The 20,670-nt window shown below is 68.4% G+C and carries 20 protein-coding genes and 1 pseudogene; 13 read left to right on the plus strand and 8 right to left on the minus strand.

What is annotated here, in order from left to right; all coding sequences use genetic code 11:
- Positions 1-7: 7 nt before the first annotated feature.
- Positions 8-367, minus strand: coding sequence for a YciI family protein (locus tag HNR09_RS12405; RefSeq protein ID WP_179542326.1), 360 nt, complete (start codon positions 365-367; stop codon positions 8-10).
- Between the two features lie 41 nt (positions 368-408).
- Positions 409-1,074 (minus strand): dihydrofolate reductase family protein, encoded by a 666-nt coding sequence (locus HNR09_RS12410; RefSeq protein ID WP_179542327.1) that lies wholly within the window; start codon positions 1,072-1,074, stop codon positions 409-411.
- A 120-nt stretch (positions 1,075-1,194) separates the two neighbouring features.
- Between HNR09_RS12410 and HNR09_RS12415 the strand changes: the two genes are divergently transcribed.
- Complete coding sequence (locus tag HNR09_RS12415; RefSeq protein WP_179542328.1) at positions 1,195-1,755, plus strand: winged helix-turn-helix transcriptional regulator; 561 nt, start codon at positions 1,195-1,197, stop codon at positions 1,753-1,755.
- Between the two features lie 89 nt (positions 1,756-1,844).
- On the opposite strand, the gene HNR09_RS12420 is transcribed toward HNR09_RS12415, so the two are convergent.
- A complete protein-coding gene (locus HNR09_RS12420) occupies positions 1,845-2,828 on the minus strand; it encodes a Gfo/Idh/MocA family protein (RefSeq protein ID WP_179542329.1) in 984 nt (327 codons plus the stop codon).
- Between the two features lie 160 nt (positions 2,829-2,988).
- Between HNR09_RS12420 and HNR09_RS12425 the strand changes: the two genes are divergently transcribed.
- Positions 2,989-4,350, plus strand: a complete 1,362-nt coding sequence (locus HNR09_RS12425; protein WP_343047541.1) for an MFS transporter — start codon at positions 2,989-2,991, stop codon at positions 4,348-4,350.
- Positions 4,351-4,366: 16 nt separating this feature from the next.
- Here the strand turns inward: HNR09_RS12425 and HNR09_RS12430 are convergent, their stop codons facing one another.
- Complete coding sequence (locus HNR09_RS12430; protein WP_246348824.1) at positions 4,367-4,837, minus strand: GNAT family N-acetyltransferase; 471 nt, start codon at positions 4,835-4,837, stop codon at positions 4,367-4,369.
- A gap of 170 nt (positions 4,838-5,007) precedes the next feature.
- Here HNR09_RS12430 and dxr point away from each other — a divergent pair, with 170 nt between their 5' ends.
- Both dxr and HNR09_RS12440 read left to right on the plus strand, forming a co-directional pair.
- Entirely contained in the window at positions 5,008-6,408 is a 1,401-nt protein-coding gene (gene dxr / locus HNR09_RS12435) for a 1-deoxy-D-xylulose-5-phosphate reductoisomerase (protein ID WP_179542330.1), read from the plus strand.
- Complete coding sequence (locus tag HNR09_RS12440; protein WP_179542331.1) at positions 6,405-7,907, plus strand: M50 family metallopeptidase; 1,503 nt, start codon at positions 6,405-6,407, stop codon at positions 7,905-7,907. The genes dxr and HNR09_RS12440 overlap by 4 nt, the downstream gene beginning before the upstream one ends.
- Positions 7,908-7,922: 15 nt before the next feature.
- Here HNR09_RS12440 and HNR09_RS12445 read toward each other — a convergent pair whose 3' ends face one another.
- Entirely contained in the window at positions 7,923-9,152 is a 1,230-nt protein-coding gene (locus HNR09_RS12445) for an ROK family transcriptional regulator (protein ID WP_179542332.1), read from the minus strand.
- Positions 9,153-9,362: 210 nt separating this feature from the next.
- Here HNR09_RS12445 and HNR09_RS12450 point away from each other — a divergent pair, with 210 nt between their 5' ends.
- The 9 genes from HNR09_RS12450 to HNR09_RS12490 all read left to right on the plus strand — a co-directional run bounded on the left by HNR09_RS12450 (position 9,363) and on the right by HNR09_RS12490 (position 18,939).
- Positions 9,363-10,091, plus strand: a complete 729-nt coding sequence (locus HNR09_RS12450; RefSeq protein ID WP_179542333.1) for a TIM barrel protein — start codon at positions 9,363-9,365, stop codon at positions 10,089-10,091.
- A gap of 64 nt (positions 10,092-10,155) precedes the next feature.
- Positions 10,156-11,313, plus strand: a complete 1,158-nt coding sequence (locus tag HNR09_RS12455; RefSeq protein WP_179542334.1) for a Gfo/Idh/MocA family protein — start codon at positions 10,156-10,158, stop codon at positions 11,311-11,313.
- Between the two features lie 48 nt (positions 11,314-11,361).
- Entirely contained in the window at positions 11,362-12,717 is a 1,356-nt protein-coding gene (locus HNR09_RS12460) for an ABC transporter substrate-binding protein (RefSeq protein ID WP_179542335.1), read from the plus strand.
- 12 nt (positions 12,718-12,729) lie between these two features.
- On the plus strand, positions 12,730-13,797 hold the full coding sequence (locus HNR09_RS12465; protein ID WP_179542336.1) for a carbohydrate ABC transporter permease: 1,068 nt from the start codon (positions 12,730-12,732) through the stop codon (positions 13,795-13,797).
- Positions 13,790-14,629, plus strand: a complete 840-nt coding sequence (locus HNR09_RS12470) for a carbohydrate ABC transporter permease (protein ID WP_179542337.1) — start codon at positions 13,790-13,792, stop codon at positions 14,627-14,629. The genes HNR09_RS12465 and HNR09_RS12470 overlap by 8 nt, the downstream gene beginning before the upstream one ends.
- Positions 14,630-14,763: 134 nt before the next feature.
- Entirely contained in the window at positions 14,764-15,852 is a 1,089-nt protein-coding gene (locus tag HNR09_RS12475; RefSeq protein ID WP_343047542.1) for a Gfo/Idh/MocA family protein, read from the plus strand.
- Positions 15,845-16,627 carry a ThuA domain-containing protein gene (locus HNR09_RS12480; RefSeq protein ID WP_179542339.1) on the plus strand — a complete coding sequence of 261 codons (783 nt, stop codon included), beginning with the start codon at positions 15,845-15,847 and terminating at the stop codon, positions 16,625-16,627. Before HNR09_RS12475 ends, HNR09_RS12480 begins: the two co-directional genes overlap by 8 nt.
- 106 nt (positions 16,628-16,733) lie before the next feature.
- Entirely contained in the window at positions 16,734-17,831 is a 1,098-nt protein-coding gene (locus HNR09_RS12485; RefSeq protein ID WP_179542340.1) for a Gfo/Idh/MocA family protein, read from the plus strand.
- 85 nt (positions 17,832-17,916) lie between these two features.
- Entirely contained in the window at positions 17,917-18,939 is a 1,023-nt protein-coding gene (locus HNR09_RS12490; protein WP_179542341.1) for a sugar phosphate isomerase/epimerase family protein, read from the plus strand.
- A gap of 9 nt (positions 18,940-18,948) precedes the next feature.
- On the opposite strand, the gene HNR09_RS16230 is transcribed toward HNR09_RS12490, so the two are convergent.
- The 3 genes and pseudogenes from HNR09_RS16230 to HNR09_RS12500 all read right to left on the minus strand — a co-directional run bounded on the left by HNR09_RS16230 (position 18,949) and on the right by HNR09_RS12500 (position 20,499).
- Complete coding sequence (locus HNR09_RS16230) at positions 18,949-19,422, minus strand: GntR family transcriptional regulator (RefSeq protein ID WP_343047543.1); 474 nt, start codon at positions 19,420-19,422, stop codon at positions 18,949-18,951.
- A gap of 9 nt (positions 19,423-19,431) precedes the next feature.
- Positions 19,432-19,764, minus strand: a pseudogene (locus HNR09_RS16615) (GntR family transcriptional regulator); the annotation flags it as partial.
- Positions 19,765-20,499 carry a hydroxypyruvate isomerase family protein gene (locus HNR09_RS12500; RefSeq protein ID WP_246348827.1) on the minus strand — a complete coding sequence of 245 codons (735 nt, stop codon included), beginning with the start codon at positions 20,497-20,499 and terminating at the stop codon, positions 19,765-19,767.
- Positions 20,500-20,670: the final 171 nt, after the last annotated feature.

The following is a 20,670-nucleotide window of genomic DNA, read 5'->3' on the forward strand; positions in this document are numbered from 1 at the left end:
GGGTGCCTCATCCCTGCATCATCGGGCGGACCTCGGTGGACCCGTACTCCAGGTGGGGCATGCGCTCAGCGATCGCATGGGCCTCGGCCTCGTCGGCAGCGGCGATGACGTGCACGGCGAAGACGATGCTCCGGCCCTGGGGCTTCTGCGGGTCGGGAGCCTCCGCGACGTCGTCGGTCCCCGCGCCCAGTCGGACGGTCTGCTCGCCGAGGGCATAGCCGGCGACGAGGTGTCCGCTGCGTCGGAGCTCGGTGTCCAGGGCTTCCCAGGCCTGCATCTCCTCGTGGAGCTCCTCGGTGCCTTCCTGGGGCCCGGTGCCGGGGACGAATCGGTGGATCAGCAGGTGGGTGGCGGTGCGCTCGGTCATGATGTCCTCTCGGTGATCTGTCGGTGACCCTGCGGGGGCTGTCAGGGGTCTCTAGGCGGGCGGTAGGTCAGCAGGACGTTGCCGGAGCGGAACGCCGTCGTGGGTCCGGCCTGCAGCTCGATGCGCTGCGGCAGAGTGGTGAACAGGCGGTTCCCCCGGCCCAGGAGGACCGGATGGACGAGGACCCGCAGCTCGTCGACGAGACCCTGTTCGAGGAGTGAGGAGGTCAGGTCGGAGCTGCCGAAGACGGCGACGTCCCCGGTGACCTCCGCACCGAGGCGCGCGAGATCGCTTGGCAGGTCACGGCCGTCTGAGTGCCGCGTCCCGGTCCATGGCGGCAGGGATGCCGGGTCTCTGGTGACGACCAGCTTCGGCACGGAGGTCATGAACGTGGCCACGTCGGGCATGTTCTCCCGTGCGGACGGGGAGGTCCAGAACTCGGCGAAATGCTCGTAGGTGCGGCGTCCGAGCACCAGCGCGCCGACCTGACGGTACTGATTCCTGTTCCAGGCGAAGAACTCGGCGTCGTTCAGTGCCCAGTCCAGTTCGTGGTTGGGCCCCTCGAAGCAGCCGTCGAGGGAGGAGAACAGGAACGCGAAGACATGCCGTGCGCGGGGTTGGGCCGCTTCGTCGGGACGCCGTGCGGCCAGGGACTCGGCGAATGCTCGGGAGGCCTTTCCTACGGTGTCCGGTGGCGTGGGATCCATGAAATCCTCCGGGAGAGCTCGTCCGAGACTGATTGCGTTCTGCATCTGGTAGGGCCTATCCCAGCATGACCAGGTGTAGAATGCAAGCAGTTCCGTCCGTCGAGAGCGAGGTTTCCGCGCATGGCCGCCACCCAGCCGGCAAGGCACCGCTCCGCCTGCCCCATCAACCTCACCGTCGAAGTGCTGGGAGACAGCTGGTCGCTGATCATCATCCGTGACGTCATCTTCGGTGATCGGCGGCACTACCGACGCCTGCTCGAGGAGTCCGAGGAGGGCATCGCCTCCAACATCCTCGGCGATCGGCTCAAACGCCTGCTCGCCGCAGGGGTGCTGACCCGCGCGCAGGACCCCACGCATCGGCAGCGTCGGATCTACAGCCTCACGGAGGCCGGCATTCAGCTGGTGCCCGTGCTCGTCCAGCTCGGTGCCTGGGGCAGGAGGCATCAGCCGGCGTCTGCAGAGCTCAGCGTCCGCGCCAGGCTCCTCGAGGAGGGCGGACCTGCGCTGTGGGAGGAGTTCATGGAGGAGCTGCGTGGTCGCCACCTGCGCGGGGGCGGGGCGACAGAAGCGGTTGGCCAGCCATTGGCTGATCCGGCAGGTGGCCCTCGGTCGGCCCTCTCCGTGCTCGAGCGGCTCGATGCCGCGTACCAGGAGGCTGTGGCGCGCGGCGTCGAGGGGTGATCCCGGTGCCGACGAATACCGGACGGTCGAGGGCCACGGCCGGCGAGTGACGGGGCCGGTCTGCGGAAGCTGAGGTGCGCGCTGAGGGCTCAGGCCTCGCCGGGGTAGCGCAGGCCGATCTGTGCACGCACTTCGTCAAGGGTCCCCATGATGCCCACCGAGTCGTCGAGGGTCAGCACGTCGCCGTCGAGCTCTCCCTGCTGGATGTAGCGTTCTGCCGCACGCACCTGAAGGTGCATGCCCCGGCCGATGATCTCCGGCTGGAAACGTTCCACCACTCTGCCCTCCGGGGTCGAGACGGTGAAGCTCGCTGCGGTGTACCAGATCCGGTCGATGTCGAGGCGGCCTTCGGAGCCGATGATGTGGGCGGTGTTGGGCCCGGCTCCGCGGGAGGAGGACAGCGACGTCGACAGCGCGCCCTGGGCGTGCTGCATGATCGTGGCCACCTCGGTGTCGGCTCCGGTCTCGCCGAACCGAGCCTGCGCGGTGACGGAGCTGGGTGCGCCCAGCAGGTCCCAGGCGAAGGAGATCGGGTAGACGGCGAGGTCCAGCAGCGCCCCTCCGCCCAGTGCCAGGTCGTTGATCCGATGCTCGGGTTCGCTCGACAGGCGCTGGGTGTGGTCGGCTGAGACGGCGCGCACCTCGCCGATGGCACCGCCGTGGACCAGCTCGCGGATCCTGGTCATATGCGGCAGGTGCCGGGTCCACATGGCCTCCATGACGAGCAGTCCGCGCTCTCTGGCGAGGTCGCGGAGCGCTTCGGCCTGGGGACGGTTCAGTGTGAAGGGCTTCTCGACCAGGGCGTGCTTGCCGTTCTCCAGCGCCAGCCGCGCGTGTTCGGCGTGGTACGGGTGTGGCGTGGCCACATAGATGATGTCGATCTCCGGGTCCTCGGCCAGCGCCCGGTAGGAGCCATGGGCCCGGGGGACCCCGTGCTGACGGGCGAAGGTCTCCGCCGAGGCCTGGCTCCGGGAGGCGACCGCGCTGACCGTCAGATCCGCAGTGTGCAGGTCGTCGGCGAAGGCGCGGGCGATGCCTCCGGTGGCCATGATTCCCCAGCGAAGTGATGTCATGATCTCTGAGTCTACCGCAGGAAAGCGCTTGCCAGTGATGCGGGTCACTGTGCTGTGCAAGGATGATCGAGCACGTCGGCGCAGGTCGGGGGCCCTCGGCGTGCGGCAGCGGGGAGGAGCTGGACGTTCGATGAGAGAACCGAGCGAAGGACATCCCGGAGTGTCTGACGCAGCTGAGGTGCCACGTGTCCCGCGGCCACAGATGGGGCCGACGCCCGCCGAGCCGCTCCGCAGACCCTCGTTCGCGCGATTCTTCACCGCCGACGCGGTCACGGCCTGCGGGCTCAGCATCACCGTGGTGGCCGTCGACGTGCTGGTGGTGCAGGTCCTGGAGGCCTCCGAGGCCGAGGTGGGGATGCTGCGGGCTGTGCAGTTCCTGCCATACCTGCTGGTCGGTCTGCTGGCCGGAGCGCTGGTGGACCGGTGGCGGCGCAGACCCGTGCTGGTGGTCTCGCACGCCGCGGCAGGGGTGGGGCTGCTGGCGATTCCTGTGCTGTGGGCGCTGGGGCACCTGACGCTGGCGACGGCGGCGGCGATGCTGTTCCTGGTCGGGGTCTGCGGAGTGTTCAGCCTGGCCGCCGAGCAGTCCTCGATTCCGGACCTGGTCGGTCGAGAACAGCTGGTGCTGGCCAACGCGCGGATCGGACAGTCACGGACCGTCGCTCAGACGTCCGGGCCCGCCGTCGGCGGTGCGCTGGTGGCCTGGGCGGGTGCACCGCTGGCGCTGCTCGTCACCGCCTTCTCGAGGCTGGCCTCGGCAGTGCTGATGGCCACGGTCCGCTTCGATGTCACTGAAGCCGGTGCCCCTGAATCGGAGCGACACACCCCGGAGCGGAGCACTCCTGAACAGCACGCTCCGGTGCAGGGGCCCGGGGTCCTGCCGCGGCGGGGCCTGATGTCGTCGATGGGGCAGGGAGTGGCGTTCGTGTACCGGCACCGGACGCTGGCGCCGCTGGCGGTCTCCACGCACGTGTGGTTCCTCGCCAACAGCGCGGCGATGACCGTCTTCGCGATCTATGCGCTGCGTCACCTGGGGCTGTCCCCGGTGCAGTACGGGGCGGTCCTGGCCTGCGCCGGAGTCGGGGGACTCGCCGGTGCGCTGGCGGCCCCGCGCATCGTCCGGAGGCTGGGCGAGGGCAGCACGATCCTGCTGGGGCGAGGCGTGATGCCGCTGGCCTGGGTCGCGATGACTCTGGTGCCCGATGCCTCGGCGGGCTCGGTGGCGCTGCTGGCTGCGGCGAAGATGCTCTACGGTCTCGCGATGGGGGTGGAGGATCCTGCGGAGGCCGGGTACCAGCAGGCCGTGACCCCGCGTGCCATGCTGGGAAGGATGAGCTCCACCATGCGGACGGCCAACCGGGGCTGCGCGGCCCTCGGGGCACTGGCAGGAGGAGTGGCCGCAGGACTGCTGGGCCTGCGGGAGACGCTCTGGGTCTCAGTGGTGGTGTTCATCCTGGCGGCGCTGATCGTCGGGCTCTCTCCGCTGCGTGGAGCGCGGGCCCTGGACCATCAGGCGCGCTGACATCGCGTCGTCAGGGTCAGCTGAGCTGGAGGATCTTCTCCTGGACCACCTGGGCGCGCACGTTGGAGAAGCTGGACTCCTCGCCCACCTCGGTGAACCCCAGGGACTCGAGGATCTTCAGCGTGCCGACGTTGTCCACCACCACGCGGGCCCGCACCGGACGCTGCGGGAAGTCCTGGAGGAACTTCGAAACAGCTTCGGTGGTGACGCCTCGGCCCCAGAACTGCTTGTCGGTCCAGAACATGATCTCGCGGGCGCCCTCGTCCTCGAAGGCGGCGATGGAGCCGATCGGCTGCCCCTCGAAGTCGATCGTGCGCACGATGGCGTCGGCAGAGTTCAGCAGCTCTCCCCAGTGGTGATCGAAGACGCCACGGTCAGACGGGTTCGTGGAGGCGAAGCCGGCCATGTGGGCGGCGTCGGCGTCCTGCTGGAACTGGAAGAACTGGTCCAGATCGCTCGGCTGTACTTCCCGCAGCGTGATCATCATGTGGCTCCTCGTCGTCGGCCGCGCGGCCGAAGGTGGGGACAGGTGCAGTGCGTCCAGGGTACCGGCAGATCTGCGCCGGACGTGCATCAGGTCTCATCGGGCGGGGAGCCGGCAGGGAGCCAGCGGGGCGGATTCCGGGATATCCAGCTCAGGCCGGGATAATGGGGCGCATGTCGTCCCACCCTTCAGCCGCTCCCTCATCGCCCGAGTCCAGTGCCGCTGTGCCCGATGCGGTCCGGCGCAGCGACGACGGCGACTTCGCCGCGAGTCCGGAGACCGTGCGCCGGGTGGTGCTGCTGGGCTCCACGGGGTCCATCGGCACCCAGGCGCTGGAGGTCATCGCGGCCAACCCGGGTCGCTTCGAGGTGGTCGGTCTCGCCGCCGGGGCCAACACCAGGCTGCTGGCCGAGCAGGTGCGCGCCACCGGCGCACGGGCCGTGGGGATCGCCGTCGACGGCGGCACCGCCGCCAACCCGGACCATCCTCCGCTTGCTGAGGCGCTGCGCGCCGCCGGTGTGTCCCATCCGGTCGAGGTCCTCTCCGGTGCCGAGGCTGCGGTGACCTGCGCCGGGCAGCTGGGGGCCGATGTCGTGCTCAACGGCATGACCGGATCCATCGGGCTTCGCCCGACGCTGGCGGCCCTGGCCTCCGGAGCCACCCTGGCCCTGGCCAACAAGGAGTCGCTGGTGGTGGGCGGCGCCCTGGTGGCCGCGGCCCTGCGCCGCCCCGGCCAGGTGGTGCCGGTGGACTCCGAGCATTCTGCACTGGCGCAGGCGCTGGGCTCCGGCCGGCATGAGCGAGGCCTGTCTGCGGCTTCGGTGACCGGACGCAGCGAGGTGCGCCGGCTGATCGTCACGGCCTCGGGCGGGCCGTTCCGGGGATGGGGTGCTGAGCAGCTGCAGGAGGTCACCCCGGCCCAGGCTCTGCGTCATCCGAACTTCGCCATGGGACGTGTGGTCACCACCAACTCAGCCACCATGGTCAACAAGGCTCTGGAGGTCATCGAGGCTCACCTGCTCTTCGACGTCCCGCTGGCAGACATCACGGCAGTGGTCCATCCGCAGCAGATCATCCATTCCCTGGTGGAGTTCCAGGATGGTTCCACGATCGCGCAGGCCGGACCCCCACGGATGTATGTGCCCATCGCCCTGGGGCTGTCCTGGCCGGAGCGGCTGCCGCAGGTGGACGCTCCTGTGGACTGGACGCAGGCGATGAGCTGGGACTTCGAGCCGCTCGACGACGACGCCTTCCCCGCCGTGCGCCTGGCCAAGCAGGCCTGTGCGGCCTCGGCGACGCATATGGCGGTCTACAACGCCGCCAACGAGCAGGCGGTGGACGCCTTCCACGAGGGTGCGCTGCGCTTCACCGACATCCTGCCCACTGTGGAGCGCGTGCTCGCGCACCACGACGGCGGCGTGGGTCCGCCCAGCCTGGAGGAGGTGCTCGGTGCCGAGCAGGAGGCTCGGTCCCGAGCTGATGAGCTCATCGCGGCTGCGTCCGTGTCGAGTCCCGGCGCAGGAGCCGGCGCGTCGAAGACGATCCAGGACGACGTGATGGAGGGGCAGGCATGACGGCGCTGCTGATGACCGCCGGAATCCTCATCGTCGCGGTGGGGATCATCTTCTCCATCGCCCTGCATGAGATCGGCCACCTGCTCCCGGCGAAACTGTTCAAGGTGCGGGTGACCCAGTACATGGTCGGCTTCGGCCCCACGCTGTGGTCGACCCGCCGCGGGGAGACCGAGTACGGGGTCAAGGCGGTGCCGCTGGGCGGCTACGTGGCGATGATCGGGATGTATCCGCCTCCGGAGCAGGACGGCGCCGGCGGGGAGCCTGGCGGCGCCGAGGACGCCGGCGCGGGCCGGGAGGATCCCGACCCCGGGCCTACGGACCCGTATCTGCGGGAGATCGGGGCCCAGTACGGGCAGCCCGAGCAGCCCGGGCAGCCGACCTCCGGCTCGGAGGAGCGGGACACCCCGGTGCGGACGGTCAGCTCGCAGTCCACCGGGTTGTTCCAGCAGATGTCCGCCGAGGCGCGCGAGGGTGCGGCGGAGGACCTGCGCCCCGGCGACGAGGACCGCATGTTCTTCCGCCTGCCGGTCTGGAAGCGGATCGTCGTGATGCTCGGCGGGCCCGCCATGAATGGTCTCATCGCCCTGGTGCTCACCGCCGGGATGATCTCCTTCCATGGAACCGCCGAGCCGAACACCCAGGTGCGTGAGGTCTACGAGTGCGTGGTCTCGGCCGAGGCGGCCGATGCCGGGCAGACCGAATGCAGCGAGGATGACCCCGCCGCCCCGGCCTACGAGGCAGGGCTGCGCCCCGGGGACGAGATCGTCGCCTACGGGGGTCAGGAGGTCCAGGACTGGGACGAGTTGACGGGTCTGATCCGTGACTCGGCGGGATCCTCGACCCAGGTGGAGTATCTGCGCGCCGGAGAGCGGCACACCACCACCCTGACGCCGATCCTCACCGAGCGTCCGGTGCTGGACGGCCTCGGACGGGCCGAGCGCTCCGGGGACGGCTCCCTGGTCACCGAACCGGTCGGATTCATCGGGATGGGCGCGGAGCAGGAGCTCGTCCAGCAGCCCGTCTGGGAGGCCGGGCCGCTGGTCTGGCAGCAGTCACAGGCGGTGCTCGGCGTCGTCGCCAACCTGCCGGTGCGGCTCTATGACGTCGCCGTCTCCACCTTCACCGAGGCCGAACGCGACCCAGACGGGCCGCTGAGCGTGGTCGGGGTCGGTCGGATCGCCGGGGAGCTCTCCGCCCTCGATGAGGTTCCCCTGGAGTCTCGCTTCGCCTCGCTGATCTCGCTGATCGCCGGGGTCAACGTGGCTCTGATGATCTTCAACCTGATCCCGCTGCTGCCGCTGGACGGCGGCCACGTGGCCGGGGCCCTCTACGAGGCGCTGCGTCGGCGTCTGGCGAAGCTCCTCGGGCGCCCGGACCCGGGCCCCTTCGACATCTCCCGGCTGCTGCCGCTGACCTATGTGGTCGCCGCGCTGCTGCTGGCCATGGGTCTGCTGCTGATATACGCCGACATCGTGAATCCCATACGCCTGTTCTCGTAGCGGTCGGGGTCCGGCTCAGGCCGGTGTCGTCTCGGCTGGAGTCGTCTCAGCCGGCTTCGCCTCCGCCAGCGCGTCGATGCCCTCTGGCGAGAGGGCGTGGTGCAGCGCCAGCAGACTGGCGCCCAGCAGGCCGGCGTTCCGTGACTGCGTGGCGGTGTGGATGTCCAGGCGTTGGGTCGCCAACGGCATCGCTCGTTGATAGACGACCTCGCGGACACCGGCCAGCAGGTGCTCCCCGGCGCCGGCCATCCGCCCGCCCACGGCGATCACCTCGGGGTTCAGGAAGCTGATGCTCGCGGCGAGGACTTCGCCGAGGTCGCGTCCGGCCTGCCGCACTGCGCGGATGGCCTCCAGATCTCCGGAGTCCACGAGGCTGACCACGTCACGGCCCCCGATCACGTCCTGTCGGCCGGCACGGCGCAGTCGGTCCGCCAGCCGTGAGCCGGAGGCCACCGCCTCGAGGCAGCCTTCGTTGCCGCAGTGGCAGTAGACGCCGTCGCCGGAGCGGACACGGACATGGCCGATGTCACCGGCGATGCCCTGCGCGCCGCGCTGCAGACGTCCCCCGGAGATGATGCCGGCGCCGATGCCGGTGGCGACCTTCACGAACAGGAAGTGCTCCACCGGCCGGGCCAGCCTGCTGTGCTCACCCAGGGCCATGAGGTTGACGTCGTTGTCCACCAGCACCGGTGCGGCGAGGTGCTGATGGAACCATCCGGGGACGTCGAAGCCGTCCCAGCCGGGCATGATCGGAGGGCGGGCGGGGCGGCCTGTCTCGAAGTGCACCGGCCCCGGCAGCCCGATGCCCACCGCCATCACGTCCTCGCGGCTCCGGGAGAGCTCGACGAGCAGCTCGTCGGCCCGCCGCATGACCTGCGTCAGCACGGCCTCGGGTCCGGAGGCGATGTCCAGGGGCTCCTCGTAGGTGTTCAGCTGGGCGTTGAGCAGGTTCACCACGGCCAGCCGGACGTGGCTGGCCCCGAGGTCGACGGCGAGTGCGAGCCTGGCATCGGGCAGCAGCGCCACGCGCCGTGGAGGGCGGCCTCCGGTGGAGGCGCCGGCGGTGGCGGGCCCGATGAGGCCCAGCTGCGCCAGGGCGGAGAGCCGATCATTGACTGTGGAGCGGGCCAGCCCCGTCAGTGCAGCGAGTTCGGTGCGGCTCTTGGGCACGCCATCGCGCAACAGCTGAAAGAGGTCGCTGGCTCCTGTTCCACCGAGCGCATTGGTGCTTCTGGCCACGTGCATGGATACCAGTGAACCATACTTCCACTGCCATCCATGCGTTGAGTGGCGATTAACGGCAGAGTTATGTTGACCTCCGCCAGAAGTGGGTCTACTGTGATCACTGTCGGACGACGTGACAGGCCTCACAGTCTGTGGCGGTGCTCTCAAGACCCGCCCGTCCGGCCCGCAGTCCGAGTCTTCCCCGAATCAGCCTGAAGGAGCACGACGCCAGTGCGCAATCTGTCCATCCAGCTCTACACCGTCAGGGGAAGCCTCGAGGCCGACCCCGCGTCCGCTCTCGAGCGCCTCGCCTCCATCGGATTTCGCCAGGTGGAGCCGTTCGGCCTCGTCGACTTCGCCGATCGGCTTGCTGAGCCGTTGGACCGCCTGGACCTCTCCGCGCCCACGGCCCACGTCAAGCTCGCCGGAGCTGACCTGGACGCGGTCTTCAGCGCCGCCCGTCGCCTGGGCGTCGGCACAGTCATCGACCCGATGATCGATCCGGCACGGTGGACGACCCGTGAAGGAGTGGAAGCCGTGGCCGCCGAGCTCCAGGAAGCCTCCGCGCGGGCCGCCGAGCAGGGACTGCGCGTGGGCTATCACAACCACGCCTTCGAACTGGAGAGCCGGATCGCCGGGACCTCTGCCCTGGAGGTCTTCGCCGAGGCCGTGGGCGACGCCGTCGACCTGGAGGTCGATACGTACTGGGCCGAGGTCGGTGGGGAGTCCGCTCCCGAGCTGCTGCGTCGCCTGGGTGAGCGCGTCGTGGCGATCCACGTCAAGGACGGACCGAAGACCAAGGTGAACACGGACCAGGTGGCCGTCGGCGCCGGCAGCATGCCGATCCAGGAGATCCTCGCCGCCGCGCCGCGGGCCCTGCCGGTGGTGGAGCTGGACGACTTCTCCGGAGAGATCTTCGACGCCGTCGCCGCCAGCCACTCCCATCTGACCAGCAGCTGATCGATCCCGCCGGGACGACCCGCCCGAAGAAGCCCGCCTGATGATCCCAGACCAGGAGAACCGCATGGCCCCCAGCACCAGCACCGGAATCACCGCCTCCGAGGCGCCGAAGCAGACCCCCTCGGCCGGCGGCCGGATCGGCGTCGGCATCGTCGGCGCCGGAGTGATCAGCAACGAGTACCTGAAGAACCTCACGGCCTTTCCCGACCTCGCAGTGGCGTTCATCGCTGACCTGGACACGGCCCGCGCGGCCGAGCAGGCCGAGGCCTGGGGTGTGCCGGACTCCGGCTCCTATGCGGAGCTGCTGGCGCGGGAGGACATCGAGATCGTCGTCAACCTGACCATCCCGGCAGTGCATGTGGAGGTGGCGCTGCAGGCGGTGCGGGCCGGCAAGCACGTCTGGAGCGAGAAGCCCTACGCCCTGGACCGCGAGTCCGGGCATCAGCTCAGGCAGGCCGCCGAACAGGCGGGGGTGCGGATCGCCGTCGCCCCCGACACCTTCCTGGGGGCAGGGCTGCAGACGGCGCTGCGCACGGTCCGCAGCGGGGCGATCGGCACCCCGCTGACCGCGCTGACCCTCTTCCAGGTGCCCGGACCGGAGTCCTGGCACCCCAGCCCGGAGTTCCTCTTCGCCCGCGGCGCGGGCCCGCTCTTCGACATCGGCCCGTACTACCTGACCACCCTGGTCCAGTTCTTCGGTCCGATCCGTCGGGTGGCCGCCACCGGCTCCCAGGCGCGAGCCACCCGGGTGATCGGCTCGGGTCCCAAAGCCGGGACCGAGTTTCCCGTCGAGGTCCCCACCCATGTCAGCGCGCTCATCGAATTCGAGTCCGGAGCCAGCGCCCAGTCGGTCTTCAGCTTCGACTCTCAGCTTCCGCGGGCGGGCTTCGTGGAGATCGCCGGCAGCGAGGGCACTGCCGTGCTGCCTGATCCCAACGTCTTCGACGGCGAGACGACGCTGCACACCGGTGGTGCCGAGCCTGAGGTCATCTCCCCACAGGGCTCCTTCCACACCCGTGGCACCGGCGTCGCCGAGCTGGCGCAGGCGATCAGAGCCGACCGCCGGGAGCGTGTCCCGGGTGACTTGGCGCTGCATGTGCTCGACGCCATGGTCTCCATCGCGGAGGCGGTCGAGTCCGGACAGTTCGTCGAGGTCGCCAGCACTGTGGAGGTCTCGGAGCCGCTCGACATCGACTGGGACCCCACCCGGCCGACCCATTGATCTGATCTTCACTCACCACTCTCACCGTTTGATGAAGGGACCCTTGTCATGGCCACCACCGATCGCCTCGCCGCCCGCGGCGGCACCGTCCGCCGTGTGACCACTCTGCCCCTGGCCGTGTTGGCCGCGGGCACCCTGGCAGCCTGCGGCTCCAGTCCTGCCGAGGATGTGGACACCGAGAACATCTCCGGGTCCATCACCTACTGGGCTTCCAACCAGGGCGATTCCGTCACGGAGGACGAGCAGGTCCTCTCCGAGACCATCGAGCGTTTCACCGAGGAGACCGGTGTGGAGGTCGAGCTGGAGGTCATCCCCTGGAACGACCTGCAGAACCGCATCCTCACGGCGGTCTCCTCAGGAGACGGCCCCGATGTGCTGAACATCGGCAACACCTGGGCGGCCTCGATGCAGGCGACGGGCGCCTTCCTCGAATGGGAGGGCGAGGTGCTGGAGGCCATCGGAGGCGAAGAGCGTTTCATCGGCTCCAGCTGGGCCACCGGCGGCGCGGAGGGTGAGACCCCCACCTCGGTTCCGCTCTACGCGCTGAGCTACTCCCTCTACTACAACACCGAGATCTTCGAAGAGAACGGCATCGAGGAGCCTCCGGGCACCTGGGAGGAGTTCGTCGATGTCGCCCAGGAGCTCACTCAGGACACCGACGACGACGGCAGCATCGACCAGTGGGGCTTCACCCTCGCCGGTGCCAGCATCTCGAACAACGCACACGCGGCGTTCATCCGCGGCCTGCAGCACGGCGGTGAGCTCTATGACGAGGACGGCGAGCCGGACTTCACCAACGACGCCGTCGTCGCCGGAGTCGAAGAATGGGTCCAGCTGATGGGGGAGGACGGCGTGGTCTCGCCCTCCGACGCCGAGCTGGTCAACGGCGCGGAGTCGGTGGAGCAGGTCGCGAGCGGCCAGGCGGCGATGGTCTTCGACCAGGCGCCCGGCAATGTGTTCTCCAACCGGGACTTCGACGGCTACGCCGCGGCAGAGATGCCGATGCTCGACGTCGACGCCACCGGGCTGGAGGCCACCCAGTCCCACGTGGCGGGGATCAACATCAGCGTCTTCGAGAACTCGGACAACATCGATGCCGCCGTGGCCTTCGTCGCCCACATGACCAGCGACGAGGAGCTGACGTACCTCAACCAGGAGTTCACCGCGCTGCCGGTGGTCTCCGACCTCTATGAGGACGAGGCCTTCCAGTCCGAAGAGATCCAGCTCAAGCAGCAGATCCTGGAGGACCACGCCCAGCCGATGCCGCTGTACCCCTCGGAGAGCCAGATGGAGACAGTGGTCGGCACGGCCATCCGGGACCTCCTCGCCGATGTGGCCCAGGGTGGCGAGGTGACCGAGGACGACGTGCGTGAGGCCTTGGCCACGGCCGAGTCGCAGATGTGACGGAGGACCAGGATGCCAGTCGAGCCGAAGGTCAAGGAGCCGCCGGAGCGGGAGCGGTCTGTCGATGACGCCGCCTCCGCCCGGCACAATGGGAAGCTGACCCCTTCCGAGAGGAATCAGCGCCGCGCGCAGGCCAAGGTGGCCGGGCAGGTGGTGCAGACCGCAGGGGCGGGCCGTCGGGACCGGCTCTTCCCCTACGCGCTGATCGCACCAGCCAGCGTGATGGAACTGCTGATCCACATCATCCCGATGGCGCTGGGCGTCTACATCGCCTTCTTGGGGCTGAATCAGTTCACCATCGGCAACTGGCTGCAGGCGCCGTTCGTCGGCCTGGAGAACTTCGTCACCGGGCTGGATCCGGACGGACCGATCGGCAGCCAGTTCTACGCCGCCCTGCTGCGCACCGTGGTCTACACGCTGATCAGCGTGGGGGCCGCGTGGGCGCTGGGCATGTTCGCCGCGGTGCTGCTGACCTCCAAGGTCAAGGGGCGCGGGTTCCTGAGGACGCTGTTCCTGACTCCGTACGCCCTGCCGCAGTACGTCGGGGCGATCGCCTGGGCGTTCATGTTCAACCAGCGCGACGGCGTCATCAACCGAATCCTGGTCCAAGATCTGGGGATCCTGGACGAGGGCCCGTTCTGGCTGCTGGGCGGCAACGCCTTCTGGGTAACCGTGGTGGTCACGGTGTGGCAGTTCTGGCCCTTCGCCTTCCTGATGCTGCTGGCGGCGCTGCAGAACATCCCCGACGACGTCTACGAGGCCGCCGCCTTGGATGGGGCGAGCCTGTGGAAGCAGTTCACCACAATCACCCTGCCGATGATCCGGCAGGCCAACGTGGTCATGCTGCTGATCCTCTCGCTGTGGATCTTCAACCAGTTCAACATTCCGTATGTGCTGTTCGGTCCGGCGTCGCCTCCGGAGGCCACGCTGATCTCACCGCTGATCTACGAGCAGTCGTTCAACTACTGGAACTTCGGCGTCGGCGGCGCGATGAGCGTGCTGCTGCTGGTGGCGTTGGTGATCGCCTCGGCGTTCTACATCAAGCTGGTCATGCCGAAGGGGAAGGCGCTCCATGATTGAGACCCGCGGATTCAAGATTCTGCGCGCCGTGGGGCTGACTTTCCTCACCGCGATCGTCGTGCTGCCGCTCTACGTGATTCTCGTGACCAGCGTGAAGCCCCTGGAGGACGTCCGCGGGGTGTTCAGCTGGCTGCCCTCCCGGATCACGCTGCAGCCCTATATGGACATCTGGACGACGGTGCCGCTGGCGCATTACTTCGTCAACAGCCTGATCGTGGTGGTCACCGCGACGATCTTCTCCGTGGTGCTGGCGGTGCTGGGCGCCTACGCGCTGTCCCGGTTCCCCTTCAAGGGGGCCCGCACCTTCTCCATGATGGTGCTCTCCACCCAGATGTTCCCGGGGATCCTGTTCCTGCTGCCGCTGTTCCTGATCTTCACGCAGATCCAGCGCACCGTCGGCATCCAGCTCAACGGGTCGTATCTGGGGCTGATCCTGACCTACATGACGTTCTCGCTGCCGTTCGCGATCTGGATGCTCAGCGGGTTCTTCGCCTCCATCCCCAAGGATCTGGAGGAGGCGGCCATGATCGACGGGACCGGCCGCATGGGTGCCCTGATCCGGGTGGTGCTGCCGGTGGCCAGGCCGGGAATCATCGCCGTGTCGGTCTACTGTTTCATCACCGCCTGGGGCGAGGTGCTCTTCGCCTCGGTGATGACCAATGCGGACACCCGTACCCTGGCGATCGGGCTGCGGGCCTACGCCTCGCAGACCGACGTCTACTGGAACCAGCTGATGGCGGCCTCCGTGGTGGTGTCCCTGCCGGTGCTCATCGGATTCATGCTGGTCCAGCGGCATCTGGTCACCGGGCTCTCGGCGGGTGCGGTGAAGTGAGAGGTGAAGTGAGGGGTGAAGCCGTCGGGGCAGGGACTGATCAGTGATCGACAGGAATGCAGGACAGGCGAGGAGAGTTCGTGATTCATCAGGGAAAGGACAACGTGACGGGTCGTACTGATCAGCGAGGAGACGTGACGAGGGTCGGAGTCATCGGACTCGGATGGGCCGGGCAGCAGCATCTTGAGGCCTTCAGCCAGGCCGAGGGAGTCGAGGTCCTGGCCCTGGCGGGTATGGAAGACGATCTGCGGCGGACGCTGGGCGGGCAGTACGGCGTCCCGCATCTGGTGCGGACCTGGGAGGAGCTCCTGGAGGTGGACTCGCTGGATGCGGTCAGCATCGCGGTGCCGACGTTCCTCCACGCCCCCATCGCGATCGCAGCCCTCGAGAGGGGCCTCCACGTGCTCTGTGAGAAGCCGCTGGCCCGAGACGCTGTCGAAGGCCAGAGCATGGTCGACGCCGCCCGACGGGCCGGGCGCGTGCTCGACGTCGCGTTCAACCACCGCCGACGCGGCGACATCAGCGCTCTCAAGGGGGTCATCGACTCGGGTGAGCTGGGGCGTTCCTACTACGCGAAGGCGTCCTGGCTGCGCCGTCAGGGGATTCCCCAGCTCGGAAGCTGGTTCACGAGCAAGGAGCTCTCCGGCGGAGGCCCAATGATCGACATCGGGGTCCATGTGCTGGACTACGCCCTCTACCTGCTGGACGAGCCGAAGGCGGTCACCGTCTCGGCCTCCGCGTTCGCTGAACTGGGCACACGAGGCAGGGGCGGGGCGAAGAACATCTCCGTGACCCGTGAGGATGCGGACCGTGCCTATGAGGTCGAGGACTTCTCCTCGGCGTTCGTGCGGTTCGACGACGGTTCCACGCTGATCCTGGAGGCCGGGTGGGCCACCTATCGCGAGGCCGAGGACCTGCTGGACTTCTCCGTGTACGGGACCGAAGGGGGAGCCCACCTGCACGTGGCCGGGGCCGCCAAGACGCCGGTGGGCGAGCTGAGGGTCTTCACCGACGAGGACGGTGAGACGGCTGACTATGCGCTCACGGCCGAGCCGGGGCGCGGGCATGGGCAGGTGATCCAGGACTTCATCGAGGTGATCCGGGGTGATCGCGTGATGTGGCGCGACCATGACGGGTCCCTGGCGCTGGAGCGGGCACGCATCATCGATGCCTGCTACCGGTCGGCGGCTGCACGACAGGAAGTGAGGCTGGCCGATGCCTGAGAGTCCGCTGCGGATCCTGGTCTGGAACGAAGGCGTGCACGAGGAGCTGGCCGAGCCCGAGCACATCGGGGAGATCTATCCGGAGGGAATGCACGGGGCCATCGCCGCGGGCCTCCGGAAGCACCTCCCGGAGGCGGAGGTCGCCACTGCCACGCTCAGTGACGTGGAGCACGGGCTGACCGAGGAGCGGCTGGCCCGCACCGACGTCCTGCTGTGGTGGGGCCACCGGGCCCATGACGACGTCGGGGAGGAGATCGTCGACCGCGTGCATCGGCATGTCCTGGCGGGAATGGGACTGCTGGTGCTGCATTCCGGGCACTTCGCGAAGGTCTTCCAACGGCTGATGGGCACCACGTGCTCGTTGGCCTGGAGGAACCGGGGAGAACGAGAGCTCGTCTGGACGGTGAATCCCACCCATCCCATCGCCGAGGGGATCCCGAACCCGCTCATCGTCCCCGAGCAGGAGATGTATGGAGAGTTCTTCGACGTGCCCGAACCGGAGTCGCTCATCTTCATCAGCTCCTTCGCCGGCGGGGAGGTCTTCCGCTCCGGACTCACCTACTCCCGGGGCCACGGCCGGATCTTCTACTTCAGCCCGGGCGACCAGGACTATCCCGTCTATCACCAGGCCGAGATCCAGCGGGTGCTGGCCAACGGCGTGCGGTGGGCCGCCAGGCCGGGGCATGGACGAGAGGCCCCGGCGGTGTCGAATCCGGCGCACGGCTGGTTCGACGAATCCCATGCCGGCGCAGGCGCTTCACCGGGGAACTCATGACGGGCCGAGCCGGACATCCGGTGACGGGCGACGAGGACGATCAACACACAGGACCGGGAGCCCCGCAGTACGTGGCGGACATGGCGCGACCGAGACAGGGGGATCCATGCAGAAGCTGAAGGCAGGCATCATCGGAGGCGGGTTCATGGCCCGGACCCACACGGCGGCGGCCCGTGCGGCCGGAGCCGACGTGGTGGGGCTGGTGTCCTCATCCCCGGATCGCAGCACCGCGGCGGCAGAGCCCCTGGGAGTGACTCCGGCGTCGAGTGTGGAGGAGCTGATCGAGCGCAGCGACGTCGTCCATGTCTGTTCGCCCAACGCCCGGCATGCCGAGCACGTCCGCGCGGTCCTCCGGGCGGGCCGTCATGTGATCTGTGAGAAGCCGCTGGCCGTGGACGCCGCCGAGGCCGCCGAGCTGGCCGAACTGGCCGAGAGCGCCGGCGTCGTGGCCTCGGTCCCGTTCGTCTACCGCTTCCACCCCATGGCCCGGCAGGCTCGCAGCGAGACCTCCGCAGGGAGGCTGGGCAGGCTGCTCACCGTGCGCGGCGCCTATCTGCAGGACTGGCTGCTCGACGCCGAGGAGTCGAACTGGCGGGTCGATCCGCAGGTCTCCGGGCGCTCCCGGGCCTTCGGGGACATCGGCTCCCATCTGGTGGACCTTCTGGAGTTCATCACGGGGGAGCGGATCGTGCGGCTCAGCGCGGCCACCACCATCGCCCACCCGCAGCGCGGGGGAGCCGAAGTCGTCACCGAGGACGCCGCCGCACTGACCGTGGAGCTCACCGGGGGCGCGCTGGGCAGCCTGATGGTCTCCCAGGTCAACGCCGGGCGGAAGAACCAGCTGACGTTGGAGGTCTCCGGGGCAGAGGGCAGCGTGTTCTTCGATCAGGAGCACCCTGACGAGCTGTGGTTGGGCCGTGCGGCCGGCTCGGTGACCATCGCGCGGGACTCCGCCGTGCTGGACGAGGACGCCGCTCGGCTCTCGCTGGTCCCCTCGGGCCACCCGATGGGCTACCTGGATGCCTTTGCCGCCTTCGCCCGGGACACCTACGCGCAGATCGGCGGCGAGCGGCCCGCGGGCCTGCCCACCTTCGCCGACGGCGCCCGGGCGAACCGGATCATCGACGCCGTGCTGGAGTCCGCGCAGAGCGGACGGTGGGTCGACGTCACCCCTTCGGAGCGGCCTGTGCCTGCCCGGACCTGACTCCCGCGAAGAACACGAGCCGTCCCGGCGCGCGAGCCCTCGAACCACCGAGACCTCATCCCCAACACACGACATCAGGAGAGACATGAGCGCAGCAGAGCACGCCTCCCACCCCGTCACCCTGTTCACCGGCCAGTGGGCGGACATGCCCTTCGAGGAGCTGGCGGCCCGGGCCGCCGAATGGGGCTATGACGGCCTGGAGATCGCCGCCAGCGGCGATCACCTGGATCTGAAGCGCGCCGATGAGGACGACGAGTACCTGCAGTCTCGGTTGGAGATCCTGGACCGCCACGGGCTGAAGGTCTGGGCGATCTCCCATCACCTGGGCGGCCAGGCCGTCTGCGACGACCCCATCGACTTCCGCCACCAGGCGATCCTGCGTGACTACGTCTGGGGCGACGGCGAGCCCGAGGGAGTGCGCCGGCGAGCGGCGGAGGACATGAAGCGCTCCGCCCGCGTGGCACGGAAGCTGGGGGCCGACGTCGTCGTCGGGTTCACCGGCTCGAAGATCTGGCAGTACGTGGCCATGTTCCCGCCGGTGCCCGGTGAGGTCATCGACGCCGGGTACCAGGATTTCGCGGACCGCTGGAATCCGATCATGGACGTCTTCGATGAGCAGGGTGTGAAGTTCGCCCTGGAGGTCCACCCCTCGGAGATCGCCTACGACCACTGGACCACGGTGCGCGCGCTGGAGGCCATCGGCCACCGTGAGGCCTTCGGGCTGAACTGGGACCCGAGCCACATGTTCTGGCAGGGGATCGACCCGATCGGGTTCATCACCGACTTCGCCGATCGGATCTACCACGTGGACTGCAAGGACACCCGGCTGCGGCCGCAGACCGGGCGCAGCGGGATCCTGGGCTCTCACCTTCCCTGGGGTGATCCGCGGCGCCGCTGGGACTTCGTCTCCACCGGTCATGGGGACATTCCCTGGGAGGACGCCTTCCGCGCGCTGGGGCACATCGGCTACTCGGGTCCGATCTCCATCGAGTGGGAGGACGCGGGCATGGACCGCCTCCACGGGGCCGCCGAGGCGGTGGGGCGGATCCGTTCGCTGCTGTGGGAGCGTCCGGAGGCCTCCTTCGACGCCGCATTCTCCAATCAGTAGGAGAAGGAGTCAGCCGGCGGCACCGCCATCGGGTGCCGTCGGCATCTCGCCCCGCCTCTGAGTCAACACGCGGTCACGGGCATGACTGAGGTGGTCGGCGAGTGCCTGGCGTGCGGTGACCTCGTCCCCGTCCTGAATGGCAGCCATGATGGTGTCATGTTCCGCCACCACATTCGTGGGTGTCGTGCTGCGGTGCGCGGAGAACTTGCCCATCGTCAGGTGGATCTCCCCGGAGATCATCTCGTACATCCGTTGGAGGCGTTCGCTCTGGAATCCGTTGACGAGACCCCAGTGGAATGCGATGTCGGCTTGCACCTGTTCGGCGAAGTCTCTCTGCTCGGCAGCGCTCCGCATCGATGACTGCGCGCGCTTCACCTCGGCTGGCAGATGGCGCTGTCCTGCCAAGTGCGCGACGGCTGTGGATTCAAACGTGGTGCGGCTGAAGAACAGGTCCTTGATCTCGTCCTCGTCGAGCTCTGGCACGGCGGCCGATCTGTGGGCGACTCTCCGCAGCAGTCCTTGGCTCGTGAGACGCTCGATGCAGGACTTCGCGGTGGGGCGGGCAACGCCGTACTCTTCGACGACCCGAAGCTCCGTGACCTTCTCTCCCGGCTCGATCTCGCCGTTGATGATCCGGGTCCGCAGGGACTCGAAGAGGGCCTCCGTCAGTGATGAGGGGCCGAGCTTGATCTGAGTGCTGCTGGCAGGCACATCTCGTCCTTTCACGGTCCATCTCAGCCTGCCGCAGATGGCGTCATGGAGCTGAGGATGTCTTATCTGATCACTTGCCTGACAACAGCATAACGCTGAGCTCAGAGGCGTCACTCAGTTCTTGAGCCATGACAAGGTCTCTTCGGTCTTTCTCGTCGGCTTGTACTCAGCGCTTACGGTGCCTGAATACCCTGACGTCTGCAGGGCCGCGGCAAGGGAGGCCCAGTCCAGCTCTCCTGATCCAGGCTCGCCGCGGTCCGGCGTGTCGGCGAGCTGGACATGCCCGATCCTCCCTGCAGACTCGTCGGCAGCACGGGAGGGGTCCACTCCGTTGCGGCTCAGGTGGAAGGTGTCGAGCAGCAGGGCGGAGCCATGACCGACCTCGTCGGCCAGCTCGAGACCCTGGTGGTGCGTGGTGAGCGGATACGTGCCGTTCAGGCCTCCGGCGAGAGGCTCAATGAGGACTGTCCCTCCGATCTCCTCGACCGCTTCCGCAGCTCGCCGGTAGGCCGTCACGGCGATCGTGCGATGTGTGGAGGGTTCTGCGCCCCCGTCTGGCTGTCCGTAGAGCAGGTTGAATCCACGGCAACCCGTGGCGAGCGCGACTCGTAGGACCGCCTCCGTGTTCGCCTCCAGCTCCGCCTGCCGCTCGGGCCTGCACGCGATGCCGCGCTCTCCTCCCGCCATGTCTCCGGCGAAGAAATTCAGCCCGGTCAGCCGCACCCCGGAGTCATGGATGGTGCCGACCAGATCGTCAAGGGCCGCATCGCCCGGATGGGCCCGGGTGAAGGGCCACCAACTTTCGACGGCGCGGAAGCCGGACTCGAACGCTGCTTCGAATCGTTCCATGTACGGAAGCTCGGTAAAGAGGAGGGAGACGTTTGCACTGATCTCGTAGCCATTCCACTGCATAGGTGCATCTTGTCATACAATGAATAACATGTCATCATGTCTGACAACACGCGCTTGAGTGTGACGTGAGCCATAGACGACGGGAGTACCTGTGAGAGCACCAAAGGC

The organism is Nesterenkonia xinjiangensis (genome assembly GCF_013410745.1).
Lineage (GTDB): Bacteria > Actinomycetota > Actinomycetes > Actinomycetales > Micrococcaceae > Nesterenkonia > Nesterenkonia xinjiangensis.

What these genes read in the sequence shown, in the direction of transcription:
- HNR09_RS12405 (WP_179542326.1), bottom strand. Translation starts at nt 367, where the DNA reads ATGACCGAGCGCACCGCCACCCACCTGCTGATCCACCGATTCGTCCCC.
- HNR09_RS12410 (WP_179542327.1), bottom strand. Translation starts at nt 1,074, where the DNA reads ATGGATCCCACGCCACCGGACACCGTAGGAAAGGCCTCCCGAGCATTC.
- HNR09_RS12415 (WP_179542328.1), top strand. Translation starts at nt 1,195, where the DNA reads ATGGCCGCCACCCAGCCGGCAAGGCACCGCTCCGCCTGCCCCATCAAC.
- HNR09_RS12420 (WP_179542329.1), bottom strand. Translation starts at nt 2,828, where the DNA reads ATGACATCACTTCGCTGGGGAATCATGGCCACCGGAGGCATCGCCCGC.
- HNR09_RS12430 (WP_246348824.1), bottom strand. Translation starts at nt 4,837, where the DNA reads ATGATGATCACGCTGCGGGAAGTACAGCCGAGCGATCTGGACCAGTTC.
- dxr (WP_179542330.1), top strand. Translation starts at nt 5,008, where the DNA reads ATGTCGTCCCACCCTTCAGCCGCTCCCTCATCGCCCGAGTCCAGTGCC.
- HNR09_RS12440 (WP_179542331.1), top strand. Translation starts at nt 6,405, where the DNA reads ATGACGGCGCTGCTGATGACCGCCGGAATCCTCATCGTCGCGGTGGGG.
- HNR09_RS12445 (WP_179542332.1), bottom strand. Translation starts at nt 9,152, where the DNA reads ATGCACGTGGCCAGAAGCACCAATGCGCTCGGTGGAACAGGAGCCAGC.
- HNR09_RS12455 (WP_179542334.1), top strand. Translation starts at nt 10,156, where the DNA reads ATGGCCCCCAGCACCAGCACCGGAATCACCGCCTCCGAGGCGCCGAAG.
- HNR09_RS12460 (WP_179542335.1), top strand. Translation starts at nt 11,362, where the DNA reads ATGGCCACCACCGATCGCCTCGCCGCCCGCGGCGGCACCGTCCGCCGT.
- HNR09_RS12465 (WP_179542336.1), top strand. Translation starts at nt 12,730, where the DNA reads ATGCCAGTCGAGCCGAAGGTCAAGGAGCCGCCGGAGCGGGAGCGGTCT.
- HNR09_RS12470 (WP_179542337.1), top strand. Translation starts at nt 13,790, where the DNA reads ATGATTGAGACCCGCGGATTCAAGATTCTGCGCGCCGTGGGGCTGACT.
- HNR09_RS12480 (WP_179542339.1), top strand. Translation starts at nt 15,845, where the DNA reads ATGCCTGAGAGTCCGCTGCGGATCCTGGTCTGGAACGAAGGCGTGCAC.
- HNR09_RS12485 (WP_179542340.1), top strand. Translation starts at nt 16,734, where the DNA reads ATGCAGAAGCTGAAGGCAGGCATCATCGGAGGCGGGTTCATGGCCCGG.
- HNR09_RS12490 (WP_179542341.1), top strand. Translation starts at nt 17,917, where the DNA reads ATGAGCGCAGCAGAGCACGCCTCCCACCCCGTCACCCTGTTCACCGGC.
- HNR09_RS12500 (WP_246348827.1), bottom strand. Translation starts at nt 20,499, where the DNA reads ATGGAACGATTCGAAGCAGCGTTCGAGTCCGGCTTCCGCGCCGTCGAA.